The following is a 26,071-nucleotide window of genomic DNA, read 5'->3' as shown; positions in this document are numbered from 1 at the left end:
GGCTCATTTCTGATACACATCAGCACCGTCCATCGAAAACCCACCTAGACTTGAATCATTCCCTTCGACAAGGCTGTCGCCATGATCTCGATGTCTGCGTTCCACTCCATGCTCATTCCCATCCTGTGCGGAATGATTCTGCTGGCCATCGGCTTCAACTTCCGTGACAAGAATGCCGGAGTGTTCGCCATGTGGATCGGCATGCTGATGATCCTGGCCACCGTGGTCTACAAGATCCTCGCCAAACTCAACGAATAAATCCGCGCCCGGCTCGCATTGAATCTGGCGGGCTCGTACACTCGCCCGATCCGCCCCTTGCGAGGTTGACCGCCTAGTGTTCGCTCGTCTTTTTGCCCTGCCCTGCCTGTTTCTCGTCTGCCTGATGACCCTGATGTCGCCGGCACCTGCCGACGCCGCCGGTCTGCCGGGACTGCTCACGGGCTCCGGCAAGGCTCAGCCCGAGGCTCAGGAACCGCTCGGCCAGTCGCTGGACGAAGTCATCAAGTCGCTGGAAAACGACAAGCAACGCGCCCAGTTGCTGACCGACCTGAAAAAACTCCGCGACGCCACGAAAAAAGCCCAGGTCAGCCCCGAAGAAGGTGTGCTGGGACTGATCGGCGGCACCCTCGCCACTTTCGAAAAACAGTTCACCGGCGCCGACAGCCCGCTCAATCGCTGGTCCGCCGAATTCGACATGGCCCAGGACGAATTGAAAGGCCTGATGCTGCCGGCCAGCGAATGGCTGCCGATCATCTTCGCCTTCGCCGTGATCCTCGCGGTCTGGAGCCTGCTCGCAGCCGCGCTGATCTGGCTCGGCCACCGGGTACGCATGCGCTTCGGCCTGACCGAAGAACTGCCGCAAAACCCCCGAGCCCTCGACATGTTGCGCTTCGCCCTGCGCAAGCTCGGCCCCTGGCTGATCGCGTTGGTAATCACCGTCTACATGAGTTATGCACTGCCCTCGTCGCTGGGCAAAAGCCTGGCGATGGTGCTGGCTTACGCGCTGGTGGTGGGCACCTGCTTCTCGGCGATCTGCGTGATCGCCTTCTCCGTACTCGACGGCCCGCACCGCCATCGCGCGTTGTACATCCTGCGTCACCAGGCCTTCCGCCCGTTGTGGCTGATCGGCAGCTTCGCCGCCTTCGGTGAAGCCCTGAGCGATCCGCGACTGGTGGCCGGCCTCGGCGTGCACCTGGCCCATACCGCCGCGACCGTCGCCAACGTCCTCGCGGCGCTGTCGACCGGCCTGTTCATCCTGCGCTTCCGCCGGCCGATCGCCCACCTGATCCGCAACCAGCCGCTGTCCCGCCGCCTGACCCGCCGCGCCCTCAGCGACACCATCGAAATCCTCGGCACCTTCTGGTACGTCCCGGCACTGGTGCTGGTGGGCATCTCCCTGTTCGCCACCTTCGTCTCCGCCGGCGACACCAGCACCGCCCTGCGACAGTCGCTGATCTGCACCGTGCTGCTGGTGTTGTGCATGGTCATCAACGGCCTCGTCCGCCGCCACGCCCTCAAACCCCAACGCGGGCCGAAACGCCACGCGCTGTATTCCGAACGCCTGAAAAGCTTCTTCTACACCCTCGCCCATTTGCTGGTGTGGCTGGCCTTCATCGAACTCGGCCTGCGGGTTTGGGGCATGTCCCTGATCGGCTTCACCGAAGGCGAAGGCCACGACGTCAGCGTCAAAATATTCAGCCTGATCGGCACCTTGATCTTCGCCTGGTTGATCTGGATCCTCAGCGACACCGCCGTCCACCACGCCCTCACCCGCTCCCGCAAAGGCCTGGCCAACGCGCGCGCGCAAACCATGATGCCGCTGATCCGCAACGTGCTGTTCGTGGCGATCTTCATCATCGCCCTGATCGTCGCGCTGGCGAACATGGGCATGAACGTCACGCCCCTGCTGGCCGGTGCCGGCGTGATCGGCCTGGCCATCGGCTTCGGCGCCCAGTCACTCGTAGCAGACCTGATCACCGGCCTGTTCATCATCATCGAAGACTCCCTGGCCATCGACGACTACGTCGACGTCGGGGGCCACCTGGGCACCGTCGAAGGCCTGACCATCCGCACCGTCCGCCTGCGGGACATTGACGGCATCGTCCACACCATCCCGTTCAGCGAAATCAAAAGCATCAAAAACTACTCCCGCGAATTCGGCTACGCGATCTTCCGCGTGGCCGTGCCGTTCAACATGAGCATCGACGAAGCCATCAAACTGATGCGCGACGTCGGCCAGAAAATGCGCACAGACCCTCTGCAACGCCGCAACATCTGGTCGCCACTGGAATTTCAGGGCGTGGAAAGCTTTGAATCCGGCAACGCGATATTGCGCGCAAGATTCAAGACCGCACCGATCAAACAGTGGGAAGTTTCACGGGCGTTCAATTTGTCGCTCAAACGGCATCTGGATGAGGCAGGCCTGGACCTGGCGACGCCGAGGATGAACGTGCAGGTGATCACAGCAGGCGGTGGTGGCCAAACTCAAGAATAGATCCGGAGAATCTGACCGACTTCAGGCCGCCATCGCTGGCAAGCCAACTCCCACCACTCACCACTCACCACGATGAGCGTTAGCTCGAGTAAAGCTTTTGATCTTTTGGCCCCATCGGAAGGCTGAGTGGAGGGATTTATCCGGGGGTGGGAGCGCAGCGACCGTGCGGCGCAGCCGCATGCATCGAGAGGAGGTGCAGCGAAGCAAACCGTAGGCGATGCCCCCGGATGAATCCCGTAACGAAGGAACACCGAGCCTCAGCGAGGGGCCGAACGCAGGGGCTCAGACCTTTTGGTTACTTTTGGGGCGTTTGCCAAAAGTGACCCGCCGTAAGGGCGGAACCATAATCCGCAACACCCGAAGCAACGGATATTCACGCAAAGCGATCAAACCACATCAACCCCTACGTGAATCGCATCATGCCGCCAAAACTCCAGATCACAATCAATCAACCGCCCAAACTGATCATAATTGACCCGAGCAATCCTCAACCCCGGACTCCCCACCGAAACCCGTAACCCCGCCGCCGCCTCCACCGACAACGACGTCGGAACAATCTCGAACCGTACCCGCCCATAATGCAAATCGTAATGCCGCGCATAAAGCTCGGTAATCGACTGATTCAAATCAAACTCCAGAATCCCCGGAAAAAACTGCGGATTCAGATAATGCTCCACATACAACACCAGCCGCCCATCGATCCGCCGCGACCGGCAAATCTGAATCACGCTCGACAACGCCGGCAACTGCAACCACGCACACACCGCCGCTGACGCCGGCTGCAACCGCGCCGAAATCACCTCGGTCGACGGCACCCGCCCCTGCGCACTGACCATCGCGTGAAAATGACTGCGCTGCATCAGGTTGTAAGCCAGACGCGGCGGCGACACGAACCAGCCCCGCCGCTCCTCGCGATAAATCTGCCCTTGCGCCTCCAGCTGCAACAAGGCTTCCCGTACCGTAATCCGCGTCGTGCCGAACAACTCACTGAGCTTGCGCTCGGCCGGCAACTTGCTCCCCGCCGCCAGCAATCCATGGTCGAGCTGCTCCTGAAGGATCTGGCCAATCGCTGTCACCGCTTTTGTTGCCTCATCGCGCATCAACGTTACCTATCTGGACTAGACCAGCACTGTTTCGGGGCAAAACCGCACAGCTATTGCGCCGTTTGGTGGTGTTGCAAGCCTAGGCAGTGCAGATGACCGAGAGATGACAAAACTACCGAACGGTCGCCCTGACAACTTGCAATACATCGGCCAAGTCCCTTGCCCACCGGGACTTTGCGGGTGGTCTACGCTTAGCGGGCAGCCGTCGATACCGGAGAAATAAAACGCGGGTCGGGTATCCGCCGACATCAAAGTGTCATCCAGCCCCCCTACATTGGCTCAGGTATTGCTGACCTAGACCAACACAAACCGCAATCGCAGCGTTGAACACGACCAAGGAGCTTCGGAATGAAACAGCTTTTCCTGGCAACACTGTTAGGCTCGACCATTGCCATGTGCACCGCCGCCATGGCGGCTGATGATCTGAAAACCCTCGAAGCCGCTGCGAAAGCGGAAGGCGCCGTCAACAGCGTCGGCATGCCCGATGACTGGGCCAACTGGAAAGGCACCTGGGAAGACCTGGCCAAGAACTACGGCCTGAAACACATCGACACCGACATGAGCTCGGCCCAGGAAATCGCCAAGTTCGCCGCTGAAAAAGACAACGCCACCGCCGACATCGGCGACGTTGGCGCGGCCTTCGGCCCGATCGCGGTCAAGCAAGGCGTGGTTCAACCGTACAAGCCGACCACCTGGGATCAAGTGCCTGCATGGGCCAAAGACAAGGACGGCAACTGGGCACTGGCCTACACCGGCACCATCGCCTTTATCGTCAACAAGAAGCTGCTGCACGGCTCCGAAGTACCGACCAAATGGGCTGACCTCAAGGGCGGCAAATACAAGGTTTCCATCGGTGATGTGAGCACCGCTGCACAAGCAGCAAACGGCGTGCTCGCCGCTGCACTGGCCAACGGCGGCGACGAGAAAAACATCCAGCCTGCCCTGCTGCTGTTCGCAGACATCGCCAAGCAGGGTCGCCTGTCGATGGCCAACCCGACCATCGCCACCATGGAAAAAGGCGAGATCGAAGTCGGCGTGGTCTGGGACTTCAACGGCCTGAGCTACAAGGCCAAGATGGCCAACCCGGATGACTATGTGGTGCTGATCCCGTCCGACGGCTCGGTGATTTCCGGCTACACCACCATCATCAACAAATACGCGAAGAACCCGAACGCCGCCAAGCTGACCCGCGAATACATCTTCAGCGACGCCGGCCAGACCAACCTCGCCCGTGGCAACGCTCGCCCGATCCGCGCCGAGCACCTGCAACTGCCGGAAGACGTGAAAGCCAAGCTGCTGCCGAACGAACAGTACAAGAAGGTCACGCCGATCAAGGACGCCGATGCGTGGGAAAAAACCTCCAAGGCCCTGCCGCAGAAGTGGAACGAAGAAGTCATCGTCGAGATGAAGTAAGCCCGTAAGTCCCGCTTCCGGGATTGCTGGAGATCCCTGTGGGAGCGAGCTTGCTCGCGAATGCGGTCTTTCATTCAACATTGATGTTGGCTGACACGACGCCTTCGCGAGCAAGCTCGCTCCCACAAGGGCTCCCGACTGAATCTGAAATTTTCTGTTTCGCGGAGTTTTTGCCCCTATGAAGCACACCGTCATCCTTGTCGTGCTCGACGGCCTCAATTACGAGGTCGCGCGTCACGCCATGGGGCATCTGCAGGCTTACGTTGGCGCAGGACGCGCCGCGCTCTACCAGTTGGAGTGCGAGCTGCCGGCCCTGTCCCGACCGCTTTACGAATGTATCCTCACGGGCGTACCGCCGATCGACAGCGGCATCGTCCACAACAACGTCTCGCGCCTGTCCAACCAGCGCAGCATCTATCACTACGCCCGCGATGCCGGTCTGAAAACCGCCGCTGCGGCGTACCACTGGGTCAGCGAGCTCTACAACCGCTCCCCATTCGTGGCGGCACGGGATCGGCATACCGATGACCCGGCGCTACCGATTCAGCACGGCCACTTCTACTGGAACGATCACTACCCGGACTCGCACCTGTTCGCCGACGCGGAAAACCTGCGCCTGGGCCACGCCCCGGATTTTCTGCTGATCCACCCGATGAACATCGACGACGCCGGCCACAAACACGGCCTCGACACTCCGCAATACCGCAACAGCGCGCGCAGCGCCGACATCATCCTCGCCGACTACCTGCAAGGCTGGCTCGACGCCGGTTGCCAGGTGCTGGTGACCGCCGACCACGGCATGAACAACGACCGCTCGCACAACGGCCTGCTGCCGGAAGAACGCCAGGTGCCGCTGTTCGTGCTCGGTGACGCCTTCAGCCTGAACGCCGACGCCACACCGAAGCAGACCGACATCTGCGGCACCGTCTGCGAACTGCTCGGCGTGCCCCACGACAAACCTGTGTGCCGGGAGTTGCTCAAGTGAACTCAATGACTCGCGGCAAATGGCTGGCGGCCCTGTGCCTGGTGCCATTCGCGCTGTTCTTTATCGTGTTCGAAATCGCACCGTTGATCTGGGTGATGATCAACAGCCTGCAATCGGAAGAATTCGGTTGGGGCTTCGCCAACTTCAGCAAAATCTTCAGTTCGAAGTTCTATCTGCAGGCGATCCAGTACAGCCTCGAAATCAGTTTCTGGTCGAGTGTGTTCGGCATCATCATCGCGGTGCTGGGCGCCTACTCCCTGCGCCGGGTCGATTCGAAGCTGCGCAACTTCGTCAACGCCTTCGCCAACATGACCAGCAACTTCGCCGGCGTGCCCCTGGCGTTTGCGTTCATCATCCTGCTCGGCTTCAACGGCAGCATCACCATCATGCTGAAGCAGGCCGGGATCATCGAGGACTTCAACCTGTACTCGAAATCCGGGTTGATCATCCTCTACACCTACTTCCAGATTCCCCTCGGCGTCCTGCTGCTGTATCCGGCATTCGACGCCCTGCGCGAAGACTGGCGCGAGTCCGCCGCATTGCTCGGCGCTGACGGCTGGCAGTTCTGGCGCCACATCGGTCTGCCGGTGTTGACCCCGGCCCTGCTCGGCACCTTCGTGATCCTGCTGGCCAACGCCCTCGGCGCCTACGCCACGGTCTACGCGCTGACGACCGGCAACTTCAACGTGCTGCCGATCCGGATTGCGGCGATGGTCTCTGGCGACATTTCTCTCGATCCAAACCTGGCCAGTGCCCTGGCCGTGGTGCTGGTGGCGCTGATGACCCTGGTGACCGTCGTGCATCAACTGCTGCTGAAGAGGAGCTACCATGTCTCGCGCTGAATCCGGCCCGGCCGGCGTCTACCACCGCGTCGTGGTCTATCTGCTGTTCGCCATCCTGCTGCTGCCGCTGGTGGGCACGCTGGTCTACTCGATCGCCAGCAGTTGGTCCGCCACCATCCTGCCCAGCGGTTTCACCTTCAAGTGGTACATCCAGTTATGGAGCGATCCACGCTTTCTGCACGCCTTCGGTCAGTCGTTGCTGGTGTGCGTCGGCGCGCTGATCCTGTCGGTGGTGCTGATCCTGCCTCTGCTGTTCGTGGTGCATTACCACTTCCCGAAACTCGATGCGCTGATGAACATCCTGATCCTGCTGCCCTTCGCCGTACCGCCGGTGGTGTCATCGGTGGGCCTGTTGCAGCTCTACGGTTCCGGGCCGTTCGCGATGGTCGGCACGCCATGGATCCTGATCGGTTGCTACTTCACCGTGGCGCTGCCGTTCATGTACCGGGCGATCACCAACAACCTGCAAGCCATCAACCTGCGCGACCTGATGGACGCCGCCCAACTGCTCGGCGCCAGCACCTTTCAGGCAGCCTTCCTGGTAGTGCTGCCAAACCTGCGCAAAGGCCTGATGGTCGCGTTGCTGCTGTCGTTCTCGTTCCTGTTCGGTGAGTTCGTGTTCGCCAACATCCTGGTCGGCACCCGCTACGAAACCCTGCAGGTTTATCTGAACAACATGCGCAATAGCAGCGGCCACTTCACCAGTGCGCTGGTGATTTCCTACTTCTTTTTCGTGCTGGTCCTGACCTGGGTCGCCAACATCTTGAACAAGGACAAAAGCGAATGAGCTATGTCAGCGTCCAACACCTTCAGAAAAACTACGCGGGCACCACGGTGTTCAGCGACATCAACTGCGAAATCCAGAAGGGTGAATTCGTCACCCTGCTCGGCCCGTCGGGTTGCGGCAAATCCACCCTGCTGCGTTGCATCGCCGGGCTGACGCCGGTGGATGGCGGCAAGATTCTGCTCGATGGCGTCGACATCGTGCCGCTCACCCCACAGAAACGCGGGATCGGCATGGTGTTCCAGAGCTACGCGCTATTCCCCAACATGACCGTCGAGCAAAACGTCGCCTTCGGCCTACGCATGCAAAAGGTCAATGCCGACGACAGCCACAAACGGGTTGCCGAAGTGTTGAAGCTGGTTGAACTCAACGATTTCGCCAGTCGCTTTCCACATCAGCTGTCCGGTGGTCAATGCCAGCGTGTTGCCCTCGCCCGTTCGCTGGTGACCCGCCCGCGCCTGTTGCTGCTGGATGAACCGCTGTCGGCCCTTGATGCGCGGATTCGCAAACACCTGCGTGAACAGATCCGTCAGATCCAGCGCGAACTCGGACTGACCACGATCTTCGTCACACACGATCAGGAAGAAGCCCTGACCATGTCCGACCGGATTTTCCTGATGAATCAGGGAAAGATCGTACAAAGCGGCGACGCCGAAACCCTCTACACCGCACCGGTCGACGTGTTCGCCGCCGGTTTCATCGGCAACTACAACCTGCTGGATGCCGACAGTGCCTCGAAGCTGTTGCAGCGGCCGATCAACCATCGCATCGCCATTCGCCCGGAGGCCATCGAACTCAGCCTGGACGGCGAACTCGATGCGCAGATTCGCAGCCACAGCCTGCTGGGCAACGTGATCCGCTACCGCATCGAAGCCCGGGGCGTGGAACTGGTGGTGGATGTGCTCAACCGTTCGGCGGCGGACCTGCATCCCGACGGTCAGCGCCTGTCACTTTCCATCGATCCCACCGCCCTGTGTGAGGTAGCCTGATGACTTTGCTGACACCCAAGGGGGAACTGAACTGATGGCCCTGGCAATTTTTGATCTGGACGAAACCCTGATCCACGGCGACTGCGCCACCCTCTGGAGCGAGCAGATGGGGCGCCTGGGCTGGGTCGATCCCGAGTCGTTCATGCGCAGGAACAACGAGCTGATGGACGCCTACAGCCATGGCAAGTTGCGCATGGAAGACTACATGGACTTCAGCCTCGAACCGCTGATCGGCCGCACCCCGGAAGAAGTCGAGCATCTGGTCGGCCCATGGGTTGAAGACTTCATCGAGCCGATCATCTTCAGCGACGCCACCAAGACCATCGCCGCCCACCGCAAGGCCGGCGACCGGATTCTGGTGATCTCGGCCTCGGGCACACACCTGGTCAAACCGATTGCCGAACGGTTGGGCATTGATGAGGTGCTGGGGATCGAACTGGAAGTGGCGCATGGCGTGTACAGCGGCCACACCGTGGGCACCCTGACCTACCGCGAAGGCAAGATCACCCGCTTGCTGGAATGGCTAGATGCCGAAGAGGAAAACCTTGAGGGCGCGAGTTTCTATTCCGACTCACGCAATGATCTGCCGCTGCTGCTGAAAGTGGATTACCCGCATGTGGTCAATCCGGATCCGGTGTTGCTTGCAGAGGCCGAGAAATCCGGCTGGCCGATTCATCTCTGGAAATAAGCGATGGTCTTGTGGGAGCAGGCCTGCTCCCACAAGCATCGATGATCAGCTCAGGCTTTCGTCGATCACCAGCACCAGCTTCCCGGCCACGGTGTTGCTCGCAAGCTCCGCAAACGCAGCCTCGGCATCCTTGATCGGGAACGCCTTGGCCAGTTGCGGCTTCAGTCGCCCCTCGGAAAACAGCGGCCACACGTGCTGGCTCAGATCGCTGAACAGATCGGCCTTGAACTGATCATCACGGCTGCGCAGGGTCGAACCCAGCAGTTGCACGCGCTTGGCCAATACCTGGGCCAGATCCAGTTTCGCCTCGCGCCCGCCCATCAGCCCGATCAGCACCCAACGTCCGTCCTGAGCCATCAGCTTGAGGTTGAGAGCCGAATAGTTGCCGCCCACCGGATCCAGAATCACATCGAACGGCCCGAAATCCCGCAGGCTATCCAGATCGTCGGTGCGAACCACCCCGCCCTGGGCACCCAGCGATTCGCAGTAGGCCAACCGCTCAGCCGAGCCGACGCTGACCCAGCACGGATTGCCGAACGCCTTGCACAGTTGAATGGCGGCTGAACCGATGCCACTGGCCCCGGCGTGCAGAAGAACTTTCTCACCCGGTTTGAGCGCCGCAAGTTGAAACACATTCAGCCAGACGGTCGCGTACACCTCGGGCAAGGCCGCGGCTTCGATCAGCGATACACCTTCTGGAACCGGCAGCACATGCCGTCCGTCGACGACCACCTCTTGCGCCATCCCGCCCCCGGCCAGCAAGGCGCAGACCCGGTCACCGACCTGCCAGGACGAACCTGCGCCGACCTCACTGATCACCCCGGAACACTCAAGACCCAGCACCTGGCTGGCACCCGGAGGGGGTGGATAAAGTCCGGCTTTCTGTAATAAATCCGCGCGATTGAGGCCCGCTGCCGCCACCCGGATGCGAACTTGTCCTACATCACATGTAGGACTTGGTTCATCAACCCATGCCACTTGACCTTCAACGCCTTGCAATGCCTTCACAGTGCCTCCATAGTGAGTCTGGACTGAGCCCGAAGCTATAGCGCCGGGCTTTTTGCATTATGCGACCGGCCCTGGGGTCTGAACGAACGCTGAACAGCAGTTATCGTACAGAGCGTAGAGGTACCGGCGACTTCAAAGACGGCCTAATATGCGTTATCAATTGTCCCCGCGTCGAATCAGCATGAAGCATCTGCTCCCCAGCACCGCCCTCGCTCTTTTCATCGGTATCGGTCTGTTGCCGGTGTCGGGCACCACATTCGCAGCCAACAGCTGGGACAAGTTGCAGCCTGATCGCGACGAAGTGATCGCCAGTCTGAACGTCGTCGAGTTGCTCAAGCGTCACCACTACAGCAAGCCGCCGCTCGACGATGCGCGCTCGGTGATCATCTACGACAGCTACATCAAGCTGCTCGACCCGTCGCGCAGCTATTTCATGGCCAGCGACATCGCCGAATTCGACAAGTGGAAGACCCAGTTCGACGACTTCCTCAAGAGCGGCGACCTCAACGCCGGGTTCACCATCTACAAGCGCTACCTGGACCGCGTGAAGGCGCGTCTGGACTTCGCCCTTGCCGAGCTGAACAAAGGCGTCGACAAGATGGACTTCACCACCAAGGAAACCTTGCTGATCGATCGCAAGGACGCTCCGTGGCTCAAGTCCACCGCCGAACTCGACGACCTGTGGCGCAAACGCGTCAAGGACGAAGTGCTGCGGCAGAAGATCGCCGGCAAAGAGCCGAAGCAGATCCAGGAAACCCTGACCAAGCGCTACAAGAATCAACTGGCGCGTCTGGACCAGACCCGCGCCGAAGACATTTTCCAGGCGTACATCAACACCTTCGCCATGTCTTACGATCCGCACACCAACTATCTGTCGCCGGATAACGCGGAGAACTTCGACATCAACATGAGCCTGTCCCTCGAGGGCATCGGCGCCGTGTTGCAGAGCGACAACGACCAGGTGAAAGTCGTGCGTCTGGTGCCGGCAGGCCCGGCCGACAAGACCAAACTGGTTGCTCCGGCCGACAAGATCATCGGCGTTGCCCAGGGCAACAAAGAGATGGTCGATGTGGTCGGCTGGCGTCTGGATGAAGTGGTCAAGCTGATCCGTGGTCCGAAAGGCACCGTGGTGCGCCTGGAAGTCATCCCGGCCAGCAATGCGCCGAACGACCAGACCAGCAAGATCGTGCCGATCACCCGTGAAGCGGTGAAGCTCGAAGACCAGGCCGTGAAGAAGTCCGTGCTGAACCTGAAACAGGACGGCCGCGACTACAAGCTCGGCGTGATCGAGATTCCGGCGTTCTACCTCGACTTCAAGGCCTTCCGTGCCGGCGATCCGGACTACAAGAGCACCACTCGCGACGTCAAGAAACTGCTGACCGAACTGCAGAAAGAGAAAGTCGACGGCGTGGTCATCGACCTGCGCAACAACGGCGGCGGTTCCCTGCAGGAAGCCACCGAGCTGACCAGCCTGTTCATCGACAAGGGCCCTACCGTACTCGTGCGTAACGCCGATGGCCGGGTCGATGTACTTGAAGATGAAAACCCGGGCGCGTTCTACAAAGGCCCGATGGCGCTGCTGGTCAACCGCCTGTCCGCCTCGGCTTCGGAGATCTTCGCCGGCGCCATGCAGGACTACCACCGTGCGCTGATCATCGGTGGCCAGACCTTCGGCAAAGGCACCGTGCAGACCATTCAGCCGCTGAACCATGGCGAACTGAAACTGACCCTGGCCAAGTTCTACCGGGTTTCTGGTCAGAGCACCCAGCATCAGGGCGTACTGCCGGACATCGATTACCCGTCGATCATCGACACCAAGGAAATCGGCGAAAGCGCCCTGCCGGAAGCCATGCCGTGGGACACCATCCGCGCGGCGATCAAACCGGCGAGCGATCCATTCAAGCCGTACCTGGCCCAGCTGAAATCCGAGCATGACAGCCGCTCCGCCAAGGACGCGGAGTTCGTGTTCATCCGTGACAAGCTGGCCCTGGCGCAGAAGCTGCTGGAAGAAAAAACCGTCAGCCTCAATGAAGCCGAACGTCGCGCCCAGCACGCCGACATCGACGCCAAGCAACTGGCGATGGAAAACATCCGTCGCAAGGCCAAAGGCGAAGAACCGCTCAAAGAGCTGAAGAAAGAAGACGAAGACGCCCTGGCAGCCGCCGAGCCGGACAAGGTCAAACCGGAAGACGACGCCTACCTGAGCGAGACCGGGCGCGTACTGTTGGATTACCTGAAGCTGAGCAACCAGGTCGCAAAGAAGTAAGGTGATGGCAATTTAATGCTGACGATCCCCGGATCGTCATCAAACAGTCATCATTCTGTCGTGCAATAAAGGACTGGGAGCTGTTCTCTTGATCGAGAACGCTCCCAGTCCTTTTTTTATCGCCAGAGATTGCCATGACCACGACCGAACAGCTGAGTGCCTTGAGCTCGATCCTGACTCAAAGCGGTTTACACAGCCTGTTCCAGCCGATCATTTGCCTCTCCGAACGGCGCATTCTCGGCTATGAAGCCCTGACCCGCGGCCCGTCCAACAGCCCGCTGCACTCCCCCATCGCCCTGTTCGCCGTGGCCCGCCAGGCGGGGCGCTTGAGCGAACTGGAAATCGCCTGCCGGCAAAGCGCCTGTCGTCGTTTCAACGAACAGCAATTGCCGGGCAAGTTGTTTCTCAACGTCTCTCCGGAATCCTTGCTCGAAGCCGCGCACCAGCCGGGGCGAACGCTGCAGCTGCTGCAGGATTTTGGTATTCCGCCGAGCCAGGTGGTGATCGAACTCACCGAACAGACGCCGATCGATGATTTCCAGTTGCTGCAAACAGCACTGCATCACTATCGGGCCATGGGATTTTCAATTGCCCTCGATGATCTTGGGGCCGGTTATTCGAGCCTGCGCTTGTGGTCGGAGTTGCGGCCGGATTATGTGAAAATCGACCGGCACTTTATCGACGGCATTCATCAGGATGCGTTGAAGCGCGAGTTTGTGGGATCGATCCTGCAAATCGCCAAGGCCTCAAGGGCGCAGGTGATTGCCGAAGGCATCGAATTGCCAGAAGAACTGGCAGTGCTGACCGAGATGGGTGTCGATCTGGTGCAGGGCTACCTGCTCGGCCGCCCTCAGGAACACCCGCCGCGCGATGCCCGCGCCCTGATGCCCAAGCACGACAGCAGCGCCGTTGCACTGAACGATGAAGGCAGCGATCTCAGCGCCCTGCTCAACGATCAACCGGCCGTGAATCGCGACACACCGACCGCTACCGTACTGGAAGCCTTCCGCCGTCAGGCCAACCTGAACTCGCTGGCGGTGCTCGACGAACAGGGTCAGCCCTGCGGCATCGTTCATCGTCACTCGCTATCCGATGCGCTGCTCAAACCCTTTGCCACTGACCTGTTCGCCCGCAAACCGATCAGCCGTCTGATGAACGACGACTTCCTCGCCGTCGAAATGAGCCAGTCGCTGCAACAGGTCAGCCGCCTGATCACCAGCCGCGCCCGGCAACGTATCGAAGAGGACTTCATCATCACCCTCAACGGCAGCTACCTGGGCCTGGGCCGCGTGATTGACGTGCTCAAACTGATTACCGAACTGAAGATCCAGCAGGCTCGCTATGCCAATCCGCTGACCTTGCTGCCGGGGAATGTGCCGATTCAGCAATGTTTGACTCGCCTGCTGCAACAGGGGCGCGAGTCGGTCATTTGTTATGTCGACATCGACAGCTTCAAGCCGTTTAACGATATCTATGGGTATGGGCGTGGGGATGAGGTGTTGCTGTGTCTGGCGCAATGCCTCAACGAACGCGTCGACCCGTCCCGCGATTTCGTTGGCCACATCGGTGGTGACGATTTTCTGTTGGTGCTCGGCCCGGAGGATTGGCGCAAACGGCTGAACCAATTGCTTGATGACTTCCAGAGCCAATGCCGGCGTTTCTACCGTCCTGAGCATCTTGAAGCTGGGTGTTTTGTTGCGCCGAATCGCCAAGGGATTCGTCAGGAGTTTCCGCTGCTGTCACTGTCCATTGGCGTGGTGCATTTGCATCCTGAAGCGTGTGCGCAACTGGATGCGAGTCAGTTGGCGGAGATGGCTTCGCAGGCGAAGCATCATGCGAAGAATGTTCCGGGGTATAGCGTGCATTTGATTGATAGTCTTACGGCTCCTGACCTTGATAAACCGCAAGTTATTGGCCAACGCTGACTGTCAAAGTACGGCCATTCCCTTTGCCATCCTTAACTCTCTGTTGAGTCATCGATGTGATACCTCAACAAGCAACTTAACAAAACCTGCATAAACTGACGTTGATCCTCTACATCGTCATCAAAATAGGTTGTGATTTTTGTGAATACGGCATCAAAGCTGTCACCAGCTTCCAAGTAGTGCTTCAGCGTATCAATACACCACTCGCGCTCATAAAAAGTGTAAGAAAGAAACTCAGGCTTCATAAGAATATCAAACAGCTCAGCAAGCTCCTTCTTGTCATTAACATTCTTTGAAACAATGATCTTTTCACGTGCATCATCATGAGTGTTTTCTATATCAAACAGAAAAAGAAGACCACGCAAAACAAAATATTCAGGCTTACGTTTCATTCCATAAATTCCGTATAAGAGGTTATCGGCATACCTGCTCTATCAAGGATGACTACCGCATGTGTTTGCTGTCCGTAAATTACTCCACCTCTTTTGTACCCTTCACCAACTACCTTGCCCATATTCATCGGTTCCTTAGACGCCATTTGCCCATTTCGCCTGAAAATAAGCTGAGCACGATGTATCGCGTTCAATTGGTCTCGATAGCTAAAAAAATGAGTGGCAGCACTGGGTATTTTTGGCTGACCTGCTCGTCTCCCGTTGGTGTAAACCTCGATGACTCCAGTTGTTGGATTTCTACCCGTCATCGAACGTTCCTGCTGAGAAGCCAGTGTGGTCTGTTTGCCATGTTTCTCTAAGGAGTGTGCGTCTCGCGTAGCTTTCTCCATTTCATCCAAACGCCGATAAGCATTCGCCTCTGCCAACTCATCAATCTTCGCCCGCCGTTCCTGCGCTGTCATGCGCGGCAGCTGCGGCTCGCCCTCATCAACAACCGAACCACCCACCCCATCCGGCACCGAACAACCCGGCTTATTCGGCAGCGGACAATTGGACGTCAACCCCAACGGATCCACCCACCCCGTCGGATTCGGCACATACCGGTACTGGTTCAGCCCACCCGCCAGTTTCACCGGATCTGGCGTCAGATAGCGTCCAACGTCCGGGTCGTAATACCGGTGCCGGTTGTAATGCAGCCCGCTTTCGTCATCGAAGTACTGCCCCTGAAAGCGCAGCGGCTGGTTCAGGTAGTCCTCGGTCGCCAGCTCCAGCGAGGTGACCTTGCCGTAGGCGCTGTATTTGGCGGACCAGACGATGTCGCCGCTGTAGTCGGTCAACTCCTGCGGGGTGCCGAGGTGGTCGAGTTGGTAGTAGAACGGGCAGGCGCGTTTCGGGCCTTTGCCGTCGAGCATTGCCAGCGGGCGAAAGGTGCCGGGTTCGTAGATAAAGCTGCGGTGTTGTTCCTGGCTGCTTTCGGCGATCAGGTGGTCGCCTTGCCAGAAGAAATCGGTGGTCTGGCCGTCGACGATTTTGCGGATGCGCCGGCCGAAGGCGTCGTATTGGTAGGTGGCGGTTTTGCCATCCGGGCGGGTCAGGCCGATCAGGCGGTGCTGGCTGTCGTAGCGGTATTCGGTGACCAGTTGTTGCGCGCGGCCGCGGCGTTCGCGGATCAGGTTGCCGAAGGCGTCGTAGTCGTAGTGGCGGTCGCCCTGCATCTGCAGGCGGTTGCCTTTGATCTGTGTCGGGCCGGGGCGGTCCTGCATCAGCAAGTTGCCGGCCGGGTCGTGAGCGAAGTTTTCCGGCACATCGTCGCGGGTGTGGCGTACGCGGATCAGCCGGTCGAGGGCGTCGTACGTATAGCTGCGCTGGCCGTGGCGGGTGTCGGCGATGTGTTCGAGGTTGCCGTTGGCGCTGTAGGCAAAGTCGCGGCGGTACAGCGAGTTGCGCTGATGGCCTACGGCGTGGGCGCTTAACCGGCCCTGTTCGTCGTAGGCGTATTCGCTGAGCAGCAGGCCTTGCTGGCGTTGCTGTTCGCGGCCGTTCTGGTAGACGTGACGGGTGAGCAAGGCGCCGTTGAGGTCGATCGCGGTCAGCGCGCCGCCCTTGGCGTAGTGGTAGTCGAGCTTGCTGTTGTCCGGCAGACGCATGCGAGTGAGCTGGCCGCAGGCATCGTAGGTGTAACGCAAGGTGCCCCAGCCCTGGTGCTCGCGCACCAGCCGGTCCTGCAGGTCGTATTCGAAGGCCAGCGGGTGATCCTGGCCGTCATCGACGCCGACCAAACGGCCTAAACGGTCATAGCGGTAGCTGACTTCGACCCCGTCGGGCAGGGTCTTGAGCAGCAGACGCCCAGCATTATCGCGTTGGTAAGCAGTGACCAGCGTCGAGCCGTCATCGCCGAACTCGGTCTTTTCCAGCAGGTGGCCGTTGTGGTCGTAGGCGTAGGCGGTGCGCCGGCCATCGAAGCCGGTTTCCTGTCGGATCAATCCGGTCGGCGTGTAGTCCAGAAGGTACTTTTCGCCGGACTCGTTCTCGATTTCCGTGAGCAGCAGCTGCGCATGGTCGTAGCGGTATTGCAGTCGCGTGCCGTCGGGATTGATTCGGCGACTGACCAGGTGCAGATCGTCGTCATATTCGTAGCGGGTGATCCGCCCCAGTTCATCGCGCTCGGCGGTAATCTGGCCGTAGGCGCTGTAACTGAATGCCCGTGTGGCCCCGGTAGGCAGCGTTGTTTGGATCAGCCGGCCAACGGCGTCCCACGCCTGGCGAGTGACCGCACCGTGTTCATCTTGCGCAGTAATCCGCCGCCCCAAAGCGTCGTAGGAAAACTTGCGAACCCCACCGTCCGGCAGGCTTTCTTCGACCAGTTGCCCGAGGTCGTTCCACACGAACACATGCCGGCCCGAATCCGGATAACGGATCGACAGCAACCGCCCCTGTGCATCGCGGTGGTAGTGGGTGACATGGCCGTCGGGATCGACCGCCTCGGTGATATCCCCCTGCGAATTACGCCGGTACGTCCACACCGCATCGCCACGCGAACGGCTGTGCAGGAAACCATTGCGGTACTCGTAGGACGTCGGCGCATCGTCCGGCGGAATCAGCGCGATCAGCCGACCGGCGTCGTCATAGCGGTACTCGGTAACCGCCCCCAGCGCATCCTGCTCGGCGACCAGCCGGCCCGCCGAATCGTAGGCCTTGAGCTGTTCGCCACCGTCCGCCGACACCTGACGCACCAGTCGCGCCGTGTCGTCGTGGACATAAACCTCTTCGCGACCGTCGACGTACTGCACCCGAACAGAGCCGGCGTCGTCCCAGGCATAACGCGTATCCATCTGCGAAAACGACGCCCAGTGCCGCACACAGCGCGCCGCCTTGCCGGTACGCTCCCACTCCCAGAAGAAGCTCGCACCGCCGGCCAACTGCCGTTGCAGGATGACGTGCTGGTCGTCGTAGTCGTAACGCTCCGTCTCGCCGACCGCGTTGGATGCCTCGATCAATCGATGGCGAGCATCAAAGCGGTAGCTGACCAGCGTCTGCTCGGTGCGCCAGGCCGCATCGCGCCAAACCTGATAATCGACCGCGACCAGATGCGCCCGCTCGTAGCGCAGCAACAAGGAACGACCAGCGCCGTTGTCGAGGCGCTCAACGCGATCCAGACGATCCCGCGTAATACGTAACCGGTTACCGTAGGCATCGCTGACAGCAGTCAGACGCCCAGCCCGAAAGTGATAAAACCGCGCCGCGTCCCCCGCCAGCGCAACAATCAACTCCTCCGGCTCATCCCCGAGAAAGATCGCCGCCCGCGACAAACTGTTGTGAATCGCCGGCCGCTCAACGCTCGGCAACGGAAACCGCGTGCGCCGGTTCTCATGGTCAACCCAGACCACGCCATCGCCATCAACCTCCAGCCGATGCGCCAGCGAATGACTCCAGCCAAACCCCAATCCAACATCAATCTCGGCCGCACTGGTGCGGTACAACCGACTGAATTCGAACGGCAGCAGTCCATCAAGCACACCGTCAGTCAGCGTCAACAATTCTTCGCCAGTGACCATCGACACCGGACACCCATTGGTGCAGGTCAGCGGCGCACAATCGGCGCTGTCGCCGTTGGGGTTCTTTGCCTGATCCGGCGTGTCGTCATGGGGCTCGTCTTTTTTCAGGGAAGCATTACGCCGGGCATCCCAGCGCAATTGCATACGGCCCTTTTTCACCCCGGCGGCGATTCCCCGTGCGGCGACGGCTTTGTACTGGTTCACGTAGCCGATGAAGGTGCTGACGATGCCGAACATCGCCTTCACCAGTCGCGCCACCGCCGACAGCAACTGAGCGCCACGCTCCGCCAGCCGCAAGGTCAGATACGCAATCCCCGCCCCGGCGCCGACAAAGGTCAGCACAACGCCGATCAACACATCGATCAGCAGGTGCACCACAACCATCGAGACCGCCTCGGCGGTTTTCCCGGCAATTTCATTGGGTGGCAGCATCTCCAGCCAGAGGCTGGCAGTACGCAACAACAGGCACAGCGCCGCCTCGTCACTGACCAATAACTGAAGCTTCTCCATCATTTCAGGCGCTGTTTCTGCCAGCGCGATCAGCTGCGCGGCGCCACTGCCCAACCGCCCGGAAAACTTTCCGGGTTCCTGGAGAATCTCCGACAACAACCCGATGCTGTCCCACACCCCCTCGATCGCCGCCCAGCTCCCGGCCAGCATGCCGTTCCCGGCTGCTGTGGCCACCGACTGCGACCACTGCGGCTTGAAACCCTGCCACTCGCTGCGCAGCCAGCCATCCAGCTGCCGAGTCAGGCCATCGTAGGACTCGAACAGCGCATCAACCTGCTTCTCGCTGGCGCCGCCGTGCACCACCACCCGGTAGAACTTGCCCGCCTCGCCGGTGAACTCCCCTTTGCCCTGAGCATCGAGGGTGACCGACTTGACTGCACCGCCCTCCACCGCCACCACATCGACAACGATGTCGCCCAACGGGATGTCGTACGCCGACTCGAACTTGCTCTCGATCTCCATCGGCCCGGATTCCGGGCATTGCACGACCGCAGAAGTAAAACGGCCGTCGTCAATCGCAACCGCCGTGCTGTGCTCGCCGAAACGGATGATCCGCTCCATCCCCATCAGCGACGGCAGGTCGGCCGCATGACTGACGCTGTCTGCCGAGCGACTGAGCCAGTGCTTGAGCTGTTCGCGATAGAGATCAAGGGTGCGGGGAAAGCTGTCGAGTTCTTGCTCGATGCGGGTGACGGCATCCATCAGCGCATTTCCATGCGCATGGCGAAACGAAAAACCGGGTCAAACATGTGCGTTCCCTCGCGCAAAAATCAGGCGAGGGACTTTGCGGGGGATCAATCAGAAAAGAAGTCAGGTAAGTAGGCAGAGGATGTAGGACAAGTCTGTAACTGATTTTTATCGAATTGCAGACGCAAAAACGGGGCGGGAGGTTTCCCTCGCGCCCCGTTCACGGAACAGATGACTTGCTTATTGAGAGGAGTCTCGGCCGGCCAGCTCTTTCAACTTGAGTTCGGCCAACGGATGCCCGGCCTTCGCGGCCATGGTCCACCAGCGAGCGGCCTCCGAAGGATCTGGCGCTTTGCTCGGCGTACCTGCAAGACTGATGACACCGACTTGATACGCCGCCTTGCCATCCCCGGCCAGCGCCGCCAGTCGCAACAAGCGCACACCTTCTTCACGTGCGCCCAGGCCAACCCCGCGAAACGTCAGGATGTGCCCGTAAAAGCTTTGCGCGCCGACATCGCCCAAATTGGCCATGCGCGCAAACTGTCCTTCGAGCCAGCGCCAGCCGCGGGGCTGACGGACAAACCACGACCAGTGAAACAGCCTACGGGCCAGCCAGTAACTTGCCCGCGCCTTGAGTCGTAAAAACACTCAGGCCTCCGCCGATTCCGGGTACTCGTACTCAAAGACCCGCACCACTTCCGAGGCATGCCAGGAGGCGGCGGCGACACCGTCGGACGGCCCGGAAAAACGCCCCAGACGCTCGACACATTCAAAGAAACCGGTGCGTGGCAGGCGGCTTGCACCCTGGCTGATCACCAGCGAGCTGCGCAACGGTTGTTCGGCTTTCGCGTCCAGTGCGGCGAGATGCTCCAGTGCAGCGGTCAATGTCTGCATGGCCGGCGTGGGCAGTTGCAGGCGTTCAAGCAAGGCTCGATAAGTCAAAAGATGGCGCTGCCTGCGCGCCTGATCCAGCTCCCCCAGCAATCCGTCCCAATGTTGACGACTGATGCGTACGCTCACGATTGTTCCCTCCACCCTGGCACCGTCAACTCCCAGGCCAGGCTGCGGCGAATCGCGGCGTCGGGCAGACGCTCGCCACTTTCAATCATGGCCAGGTAAGACGGGCTGATGCCTACCGTGCGGGCCAGCGCCTCGATGGCGATGCCCTTCCCTTCGCGCAAACTGCGTAACTGATCCAGACCTGGAAGAATCGGGTCCGGGGTTGCCGCAAGTGGCGCTGGAGCCGGTTGCGACGGTGCTTCGTTGATGCCTGCTGCTTTCAGTAGAGCCTGATACTGAGCCCATGGCAGAACCGCATATTCGGGTTCGCCATCGCGTGCAATTATCTGAATATCCATGACTACCCCGTAGGACAACAACACTTAGCGAGTCGGCACTTTTCCCTAGAAGTGTAATCCTAACAGCGGCCAAGGTCGTGGGGGGTATCTATCTGTGTAAGAGGCTGTCGTGATTCAGGACTTTTTCGGCCCCTGAAGCTGAAGTTGTTCGGGCGTATCGGGCAAACGCTCGACCACTCTGAGCTTTTCCGGCGCCTGACGCTGACGCCACAGGCGGAAGGCATTCAGTTCATCGTCGAGGGTTTTCATCAGCCAGGCGAGGACGGCGATGTCATCGAGCATGCCGAACATGGGAATGAAATCCGGGATCGCATCCACCGGGCTGAGGAAGTACATCAGACCGGCCACTACCGAAACGATCGCCTTGGCGCTGATCGCACGGTACTCGCCGCGCCAGTACGCCAGACACAGTGCCTGTAACAGACGCAGATCGTCCTTCAGTTTGCCGAGGCGATTGCCTTGGGCGGCGCCTTTGCTGGCCACGGCGAACAACAAAGTCGGCAAGCGGCCTCGAGCCAGCAAGCGTCCGGCCAAAGGCAGGAATCGGGCGAAATTCCACGGCGCTTTCATTTATTTCTCCCGTTGAAATGTTATCCACACAAATTGTGGATAACCTTGTGAACAGAGCTGCATTTCAGCGCTGAGAGCCCCGTTTCATAAGGGCTGCGCTCAGATCGGGCGTTTTTTACTCACATAAAAAAACCCAATATTTCATTGACTTGGCGGCTCCGGGCGTCTAGCGCGGGCAACCTTAAAGTCTAGGACTGCCATGACCGGCGTCGGTTCGGTCTGTTTACGCCGACCATCGTCCAGATGCAACAACGCCCCGCATAAGCGAGGCGTTGTTGTTGAAACCGGCGCAGATTACTTGGCGGCGGCGTCTTCTTTGGCTGGATCCTTGATGGCCAGCAGTTCCAGGTCGAAAACCAGAACCGAGTTGGCCGGGATTGCCGGGCTTGGCGATTGCGCGCCGTAAGCCAGATCGCTAGGGATGTACAGCTTGTACTTCTCGCCAACGTGCATCAGTTGCAGGCCTTCGACCCAACCCGGGATCACACCGCTGACCGGCAGATCGATCGGGCTGCCGCGCTCGACGGAGCTGTCGAATACGGTGCCGTTAGTCAGCTTGCCGGTGTAGTGAACGGTCACGACGTCGGTAGGCTTAGGCTGTGGGCCGTCGGCTTTCTTGACCACTTCGTACTGCAGACCGGAAGCGGTGGTGGTCACGCCAGCTTTCTTGCCGTTTTCTTCGAGGAATTTCTTGCCGGCGGCTGCCGACTCTTCGCTCATCTTGGCCATGCGCTCTTCGGCACGCTTTTGCAGCGCGGCGAAAGCTTCGACCAGTTCTTCATCTTTCAGCTTCTGTTCTTTCTTGCCGACGGCATCTTCGATGCCCTGGGCTACCGCTTTGGAGTCCAGATCATCCATGCCTTCCTGAGCAAGGCTCTTGCCCATGTTCAGGCCGATACCGTAGGAAGCTTTTTGCGCCGGGGTTTTCAGCTCTACGCTGGTCTGCGAGTCACAACCCGCGAGTACCAGGCTAACCAGGGCAACCGCCGCCGCCAACCGATGCTGTTTCATGCTATTTCCTTGTTCATGCGCCGAAAGGGCAATCGAGTAAAGCCGCGAGCTTATCAGGCCGCCACGACCAATGGCTACCGGCATGAGAGCAGGAATCTTCCGATAAGTTCAGGGATTAAAAAGCATTTGGCGAAAGGCACGATGAAGCTTCTGTCATCTTTCGCCGACAGCGATTGATGCCGCTTCCCACAACACTTGGCGTAATGGCCACTTGCCGCACATGGCTTGGCTCAGGCATAACAGCGCAACAACTCGACAAGGATGTTCATCTTGCGCCTCTTATACCGTGTGTTGACGCTGATCGTGGTGCTGCTGGGACTGGTTCTGGCGGTGGTTCTTTACTATGTCGCCAATCCGAGATTGCCCTTCCCCGCGCCCGCAAAACAGGTGCATTACCTGAACCAGTGGACTGAGCAAGAGCGCCAGACCTACTACTTCACTCCGCAGGGAACGCAGGTCAAAGGCCTTCGTTACGAATGGTTTCAGGCGCTGGAGCTGCCGTTTTCGCAGCAACGCTTTGCCTCCCCGGAATACCTCGCGCGCTTCGGCTTTCTGATCGATCCGCAGCAAAAAGCCACGCCGGACAACCCAGGCAATCTGCCGGTAGGTTTCGCCCGGCACCAGAATCCCGGCAGCTCCGAGCAATATCTCGACATCACGTGTGCGGCCTGCCACACCGGTGAACTGCACTTCAATGGCCAGGCAATACGCATCGACGGCGGCTCGGCCCAGCATGTGTTGCCCTCCAGCGTTCCTACATTGCGCGGCGGCAGTTTCGGACAGGCATTGGTCGCCAGTCTCACCTCGACTTACTACAACCCGTGGAAATTCGAGCGCTTCGCCCGCCACGTGCTGGGCAACGACTACGACGCACGCCACGAACAACTGCGCAAAGACTTCAAAAGCTCACTCAACACCTTCATCAAAGTGGCCTGGAACGACACCCATCGCGGCCTCTACCCCACCGAAGAAGGCCCTGGCCGAACCGATGCATTCGGGCGTATCGCCAACGCGACCTTCGGCGATGCGATCTCCCCAAGCAATTACCGCGTGGCCAACGCCCCGGTGGATTACCCGCAGCTTTGGGACATGTGGACATTCGACTGGGTGCAGTGGAACGGTTCGGCGCAACAACCGATGGCGCGCAATATCGGCGAGGCTTTGGGCGTCGGCGCCACTCTGAATTTCTTCGACGCCAACGGCCAGCCGTTGCAGGGCGATGAGCGCTATGCCTCCAGCGTACGTGTGCGTGATCTGCACAAGATCGAAGAAACCCTGCAAAAACTGCGATCGCCGGCATGGCCTGAAGAGGTGCTCGGCGTGATCGACAAACCGTTGGCAGCCAAGGGGCGAGCCCTGTTCGCCGAGAATTGCGCCGGGTGCCACGTACCGCGCCAGACCCAGGACGGCGAGCGTTGGGTGCAACATCTGCACATGCTCCCGGTGGACGTCATCGGCACCGATCCGAATGCCGCCAACAACATTGCCAATCACCGTTTCGACCTGACCGCCCTGCAATGGAACCCGGCGGAGCTTGAACAAATGGACGTGAAGTTGCACCCCAAGCCCAAGGAACCGCTGGATCTCAGCCAGCTGTCAGTGGCCAAGGGGCTGGCTTACGTCACCGCCTTCGTGGAAAACCGTGCGTACCGTGAAGCGGGCGTCACCGCTGCCGAGAAACCACAGCTCGACGGCTTCGGTCTGCCGATCGGCGTTCGCGAAAAAGTCGCCTACAAGGCGCGTCCGCTTGCCGGCGTATGGGCCACGGCCCCGTTCCTGCACAACGGCTCGGTGCCGAGCCTTTATCAGTTGCTGTCACCTCAGGACGAGCGCGCCACCACCTTCTATAAAGGCACCTTCGAATACGACCCGCGCCATCTGGGCTACCGCACCGAAGCCTTCACCAACGGTTTCCTGTTCGACACCCGCATCACCGGCAACCACAACAGCGGCCACGAATTCCGCGCCGGCGAACGCGGCAACGGCGTCATCGGCCGACTGCTGCAGCCAGAAGAGCGCTGGGCGCTGCTCGAATACCTGAAAGTGCTGGGCGGCCCGCTGGAGGCACAATTGCCATGATCTTCAATTCCTTCAAAAGACCTTCGATGCTGGCGCGTTTCTGGCACTGGCTGGGACGGTTACTGGGCAAAACCCTGCTGATTCTGCTGGTGATCGGTCTGATCGGCTGGGCCCTGACCACCGCGTGGTTCGCCTGGCAGCACCGTGGTCCGGTGTCGGCGCTGGAGCAGACTCCGGACGGCGAAGCCGCCATGACCCAGGACGTGATTCAGACCGCCGTGCGCATCGTCGATCAGCACCGCGAAAGCACCCGCTACCTGCGCGACGCGCATGCCAAGGCCCATGGCTGCGTGAAGGCCGATGTTCAGGTGATGCCGGATCTGGCTCAGGAATTGCGCCAGGGCGTCTTCAGCGAACCGGGCAAGCTGTGGAAAGCGACAATGCGCCTGTCCAACGGCAACGCCTATCCGCAATTCGACAGCATCCGCGATGCCCGGGGCATGGCGCTCAAATTGCTCGATGTGCCGGGCAAATCTTTGCTGGCCGACCGTCAGGGGCTGCACGAGCAGGATTTCGTGATGTTCAGTCACCCGAACTTCTTTGTCAGCGATGTCGCCGAGTACCGTCAGAATGTGGCGGCGCAGGCTGACGGCAAGAAGGTCATGGCGTTTTTTCCGGGGTGGGATCCGCGTAACTGGCAGATCCGACATCTGTTCATTGCATTGGCGACCCTATCGCCACCGCCGGAGAGCCCGACCCGCACGACCTATTTCTCGGTATCCCCCTACAAGTTCGGCGAGGCCAATGCCAAATTCCGGGTGATGCCGGATCCGGAGCGCTGCCCGGCTTATACCTTGCCGAAACAGAACCAGGATCTGCCGAACTTCCTGCGCAATGCATTGAATCAACAGCTGTCGACCGACCGGATTCCGGCGTGTTTCGTGTTACAGATCCAGCGGCAGGACGCGAACAAGTACATGCCGATCGAAGACACCAGTATCGAATGGCGCGAGCAGGACAGCCCATTCCAGACAGTGGCGAGGATCACCCTGCCCCCGCAGGACTTCGACACCCCGGCGCTGAACCTGCAATGCGACAACCTGTCGTTCAATCCCTGGTTCGGCATCGACGCTCATCGCCCGATTGGCGGGATCAACCGGTTGCGTAAAGCGGTGTATGAAGCGGTCAGCGATTACCGGCACAACCGCAACTCGGCGCAATAGCAGCGCCAGAAACGAAAAAAGCGACCGTCAACGGTCGCTTTCTCATGTTTAGGCCCGGCAAAAGCCAAATCCCGGACAGCAAAAAGCCCGCACAAGGCGGGCTTTCTGTGGTGATCTGGCGTTCAGTGTTCCAGATTACCGAATATGGCGCAGCGGACGGGACTCGAACCCGCGACCCCCGGCGTGACAGGCCGGTATTCTAACCGACTGAACTACCGCTGCGCGAAACGCTTGAAACGAATGGTGGGTG

General features: G+C 59.9%; 21 protein-coding genes, 1 tRNA gene and 1 pseudogene. 12 read left to right on the top strand and 11 right to left on the bottom strand.

Annotated elements, in window-relative coordinates; genetic code table 11:
* Positions 1-81: 81 nt before the first annotated feature.
* Positions 82-258 carry a hypothetical protein gene (locus M5G18_RS26355; protein ID WP_007960078.1) on the top strand — a complete coding sequence of 59 codons (177 nt, stop codon included), beginning with the start codon at positions 82-84 and terminating at the stop codon, positions 256-258.
* 76 nt (positions 259-334) lie between these two features.
* Positions 335-2,494: a mechanosensitive ion channel family protein gene (locus tag M5G18_RS26350; RefSeq protein ID WP_273900174.1), complete on the top strand. Its 2,160-nt coding sequence runs from the start codon at positions 335-337 to the stop codon at positions 2,492-2,494.
* A 386-nt stretch (positions 2,495-2,880) separates the two neighbouring features.
* Here the strand turns inward: M5G18_RS26350 and M5G18_RS26345 are convergent, their stop codons facing one another.
* Entirely contained in the window at positions 2,881-3,594 is a 714-nt protein-coding gene (locus M5G18_RS26345) for a UTRA domain-containing protein (protein WP_007960207.1), read from the bottom strand.
* Between the two features lie 351 nt (positions 3,595-3,945).
* On the opposite strand from M5G18_RS26345, the gene M5G18_RS26340 reads away from it, so the two are divergent.
* On the top strand, positions 3,946-5,010 hold the full coding sequence (locus tag M5G18_RS26340; RefSeq protein WP_207985483.1) for an ABC transporter substrate-binding protein: 1,065 nt from the start codon (positions 3,946-3,948) through the stop codon (positions 5,008-5,010).
* Between the two features lie 33 nt (positions 5,011-5,043).
* On the opposite strand, the pseudogene M5G18_RS29060 reads toward M5G18_RS26340, so the two are convergent.
* Positions 5,044-5,161, bottom strand: a pseudogene (locus M5G18_RS29060) (metal ABC transporter ATP-binding protein); the annotation flags it as partial.
* Between the two features lie 27 nt (positions 5,162-5,188).
* On the opposite strand from M5G18_RS29060, the gene M5G18_RS26335 reads away from it, so the two are divergent.
* The 5 genes from M5G18_RS26335 to M5G18_RS26315 are packed head-to-tail and all read left to right on the top strand — an operon-like array spanning position 5,189 to position 9,298.
* A complete protein-coding gene (locus tag M5G18_RS26335) occupies positions 5,189-5,995 on the top strand; it encodes an alkaline phosphatase family protein (protein ID WP_273900397.1) in 807 nt (268 codons plus the stop codon).
* A gap of 5 nt (positions 5,996-6,000) precedes the next feature.
* On the top strand, positions 6,001-6,837 hold the full coding sequence (locus M5G18_RS26330; RefSeq protein WP_273900398.1) for an ABC transporter permease: 837 nt from the start codon (positions 6,001-6,003) through the stop codon (positions 6,835-6,837).
* Positions 6,824-7,624, top strand: coding sequence for an ABC transporter permease (locus M5G18_RS26325; protein ID WP_096822924.1), 801 nt, complete (start codon positions 6,824-6,826; stop codon positions 7,622-7,624). The genes M5G18_RS26330 and M5G18_RS26325 overlap by 14 nt, the downstream gene beginning before the upstream one ends.
* Positions 7,621-8,610 carry an ABC transporter ATP-binding protein gene (locus tag M5G18_RS26320; protein WP_273926214.1) on the top strand — a complete coding sequence of 330 codons (990 nt, stop codon included), beginning with the start codon at positions 7,621-7,623 and terminating at the stop codon, positions 8,608-8,610. Before M5G18_RS26325 ends, M5G18_RS26320 begins: the two co-directional genes overlap by 4 nt.
* Before the next feature lie 34 nt (positions 8,611-8,644).
* On the top strand, positions 8,645-9,298 hold the full coding sequence (locus M5G18_RS26315; protein WP_127797363.1) for an HAD family hydrolase: 654 nt from the start codon (positions 8,645-8,647) through the stop codon (positions 9,296-9,298).
* A 45-nt stretch (positions 9,299-9,343) separates the two neighbouring features.
* On the opposite strand, the gene M5G18_RS26310 is transcribed toward M5G18_RS26315, so the two are convergent.
* Positions 9,344-10,306 carry a zinc-binding dehydrogenase gene (locus tag M5G18_RS26310; RefSeq protein WP_221534155.1) on the bottom strand — a complete coding sequence of 321 codons (963 nt, stop codon included), beginning with the start codon at positions 10,304-10,306 and terminating at the stop codon, positions 9,344-9,346.
* 181 nt (positions 10,307-10,487) lie between these two features.
* Between M5G18_RS26310 and M5G18_RS26305 the strand changes: the two genes are divergently transcribed.
* Together M5G18_RS26305 and M5G18_RS26300 are read left to right on the top strand one after the other, a co-directional pair.
* Positions 10,488-12,572: a carboxy terminal-processing peptidase gene (locus M5G18_RS26305; protein WP_273926211.1), complete on the top strand. Its 2,085-nt coding sequence runs from the start codon at positions 10,488-10,490 to the stop codon at positions 12,570-12,572.
* Between the two features lie 134 nt (positions 12,573-12,706).
* Positions 12,707-14,497 carry a bifunctional diguanylate cyclase/phosphodiesterase gene (locus M5G18_RS26300; RefSeq protein WP_273900394.1) on the top strand — a complete coding sequence of 597 codons (1,791 nt, stop codon included), beginning with the start codon at positions 12,707-12,709 and terminating at the stop codon, positions 14,495-14,497.
* Positions 14,498-14,529: 32 nt separating this feature from the next.
* Here the strand turns inward: M5G18_RS26300 and M5G18_RS26295 are convergent, their stop codons facing one another.
* The 7 genes from M5G18_RS26295 to M5G18_RS26265 form a co-directional block, all read right to left on the bottom strand.
* Positions 14,530-14,889 carry a hypothetical protein gene (locus M5G18_RS26295; protein ID WP_273900395.1) on the bottom strand — a complete coding sequence of 120 codons (360 nt, stop codon included), beginning with the start codon at positions 14,887-14,889 and terminating at the stop codon, positions 14,530-14,532.
* Positions 14,886-19,655, bottom strand: coding sequence for an RHS repeat-associated core domain-containing protein (locus M5G18_RS26290; RefSeq protein WP_273926209.1), 4,770 nt, complete (start codon positions 19,653-19,655; stop codon positions 14,886-14,888). Before M5G18_RS26290 ends, M5G18_RS26295 begins: the two co-directional genes overlap by 4 nt.
* Positions 19,656-19,880: 225 nt before the next feature.
* Positions 19,881-20,288 (bottom strand): SEL1-like repeat protein, encoded by a 408-nt coding sequence (locus tag M5G18_RS26285; RefSeq protein WP_273900390.1) that lies wholly within the window; start codon positions 20,286-20,288, stop codon positions 19,881-19,883.
* Entirely contained in the window at positions 20,289-20,660 is a 372-nt protein-coding gene (locus M5G18_RS26280) for a hypothetical protein (RefSeq protein ID WP_003223109.1), read from the bottom strand.
* Positions 20,657-20,998, bottom strand: coding sequence for a helix-turn-helix domain-containing protein (locus M5G18_RS26275; protein WP_007950435.1), 342 nt, complete (start codon positions 20,996-20,998; stop codon positions 20,657-20,659). Before M5G18_RS26275 ends, M5G18_RS26280 begins: the two co-directional genes overlap by 4 nt.
* A 114-nt stretch (positions 20,999-21,112) precedes the next feature.
* A complete protein-coding gene (locus M5G18_RS26270; protein ID WP_007950434.1) occupies positions 21,113-21,568 on the bottom strand; it encodes a YkvA family protein in 456 nt (151 codons plus the stop codon).
* Positions 21,569-21,862: 294 nt separating this feature from the next.
* The gene (locus M5G18_RS26265) at positions 21,863-22,579 is read right to left on the bottom strand and encodes a BamJ family beta-barrel-assembly machinery protein (RefSeq protein WP_007950433.1); all 717 of its coding nucleotides are present in this window, start codon (positions 22,577-22,579) and stop codon (positions 21,863-21,865) included.
* Between the two features lie 270 nt (positions 22,580-22,849).
* Here M5G18_RS26265 and M5G18_RS26260 point away from each other — a divergent pair, with 270 nt between their 5' ends.
* Both M5G18_RS26260 and M5G18_RS26255 read left to right on the top strand, forming a co-directional pair.
* On the top strand, positions 22,850-24,658 hold the full coding sequence (locus M5G18_RS26260; RefSeq protein ID WP_273926206.1) for a di-heme-cytochrome C peroxidase: 1,809 nt from the start codon (positions 22,850-22,852) through the stop codon (positions 24,656-24,658).
* Positions 24,655-25,821, top strand: coding sequence for a catalase family protein (locus tag M5G18_RS26255; RefSeq protein ID WP_273926204.1), 1,167 nt, complete (start codon positions 24,655-24,657; stop codon positions 25,819-25,821). The genes M5G18_RS26260 and M5G18_RS26255 overlap by 4 nt, the downstream gene beginning before the upstream one ends.
* A gap of 145 nt (positions 25,822-25,966) precedes the next feature.
* Here M5G18_RS26255 and M5G18_RS26250 read toward each other — a convergent pair.
* Positions 25,967-26,043: transfer RNA gene (locus M5G18_RS26250), tRNA-Asp, on the bottom strand.
* Positions 26,044-26,071: the final 28 nt, after the last annotated feature.

The sequence above is a fragment of the Pseudomonas aphyarum genome, from assembly GCF_028657055.1.
Taxonomy (GTDB): Bacteria; Pseudomonadota; Gammaproteobacteria; order Pseudomonadales; family Pseudomonadaceae; genus Aquipseudomonas; species Aquipseudomonas aphyarum.
The sequence above is the reverse complement of the archived record's forward strand: the minus strand, read 5'-3'. Positions and strand labels throughout refer to the sequence as shown.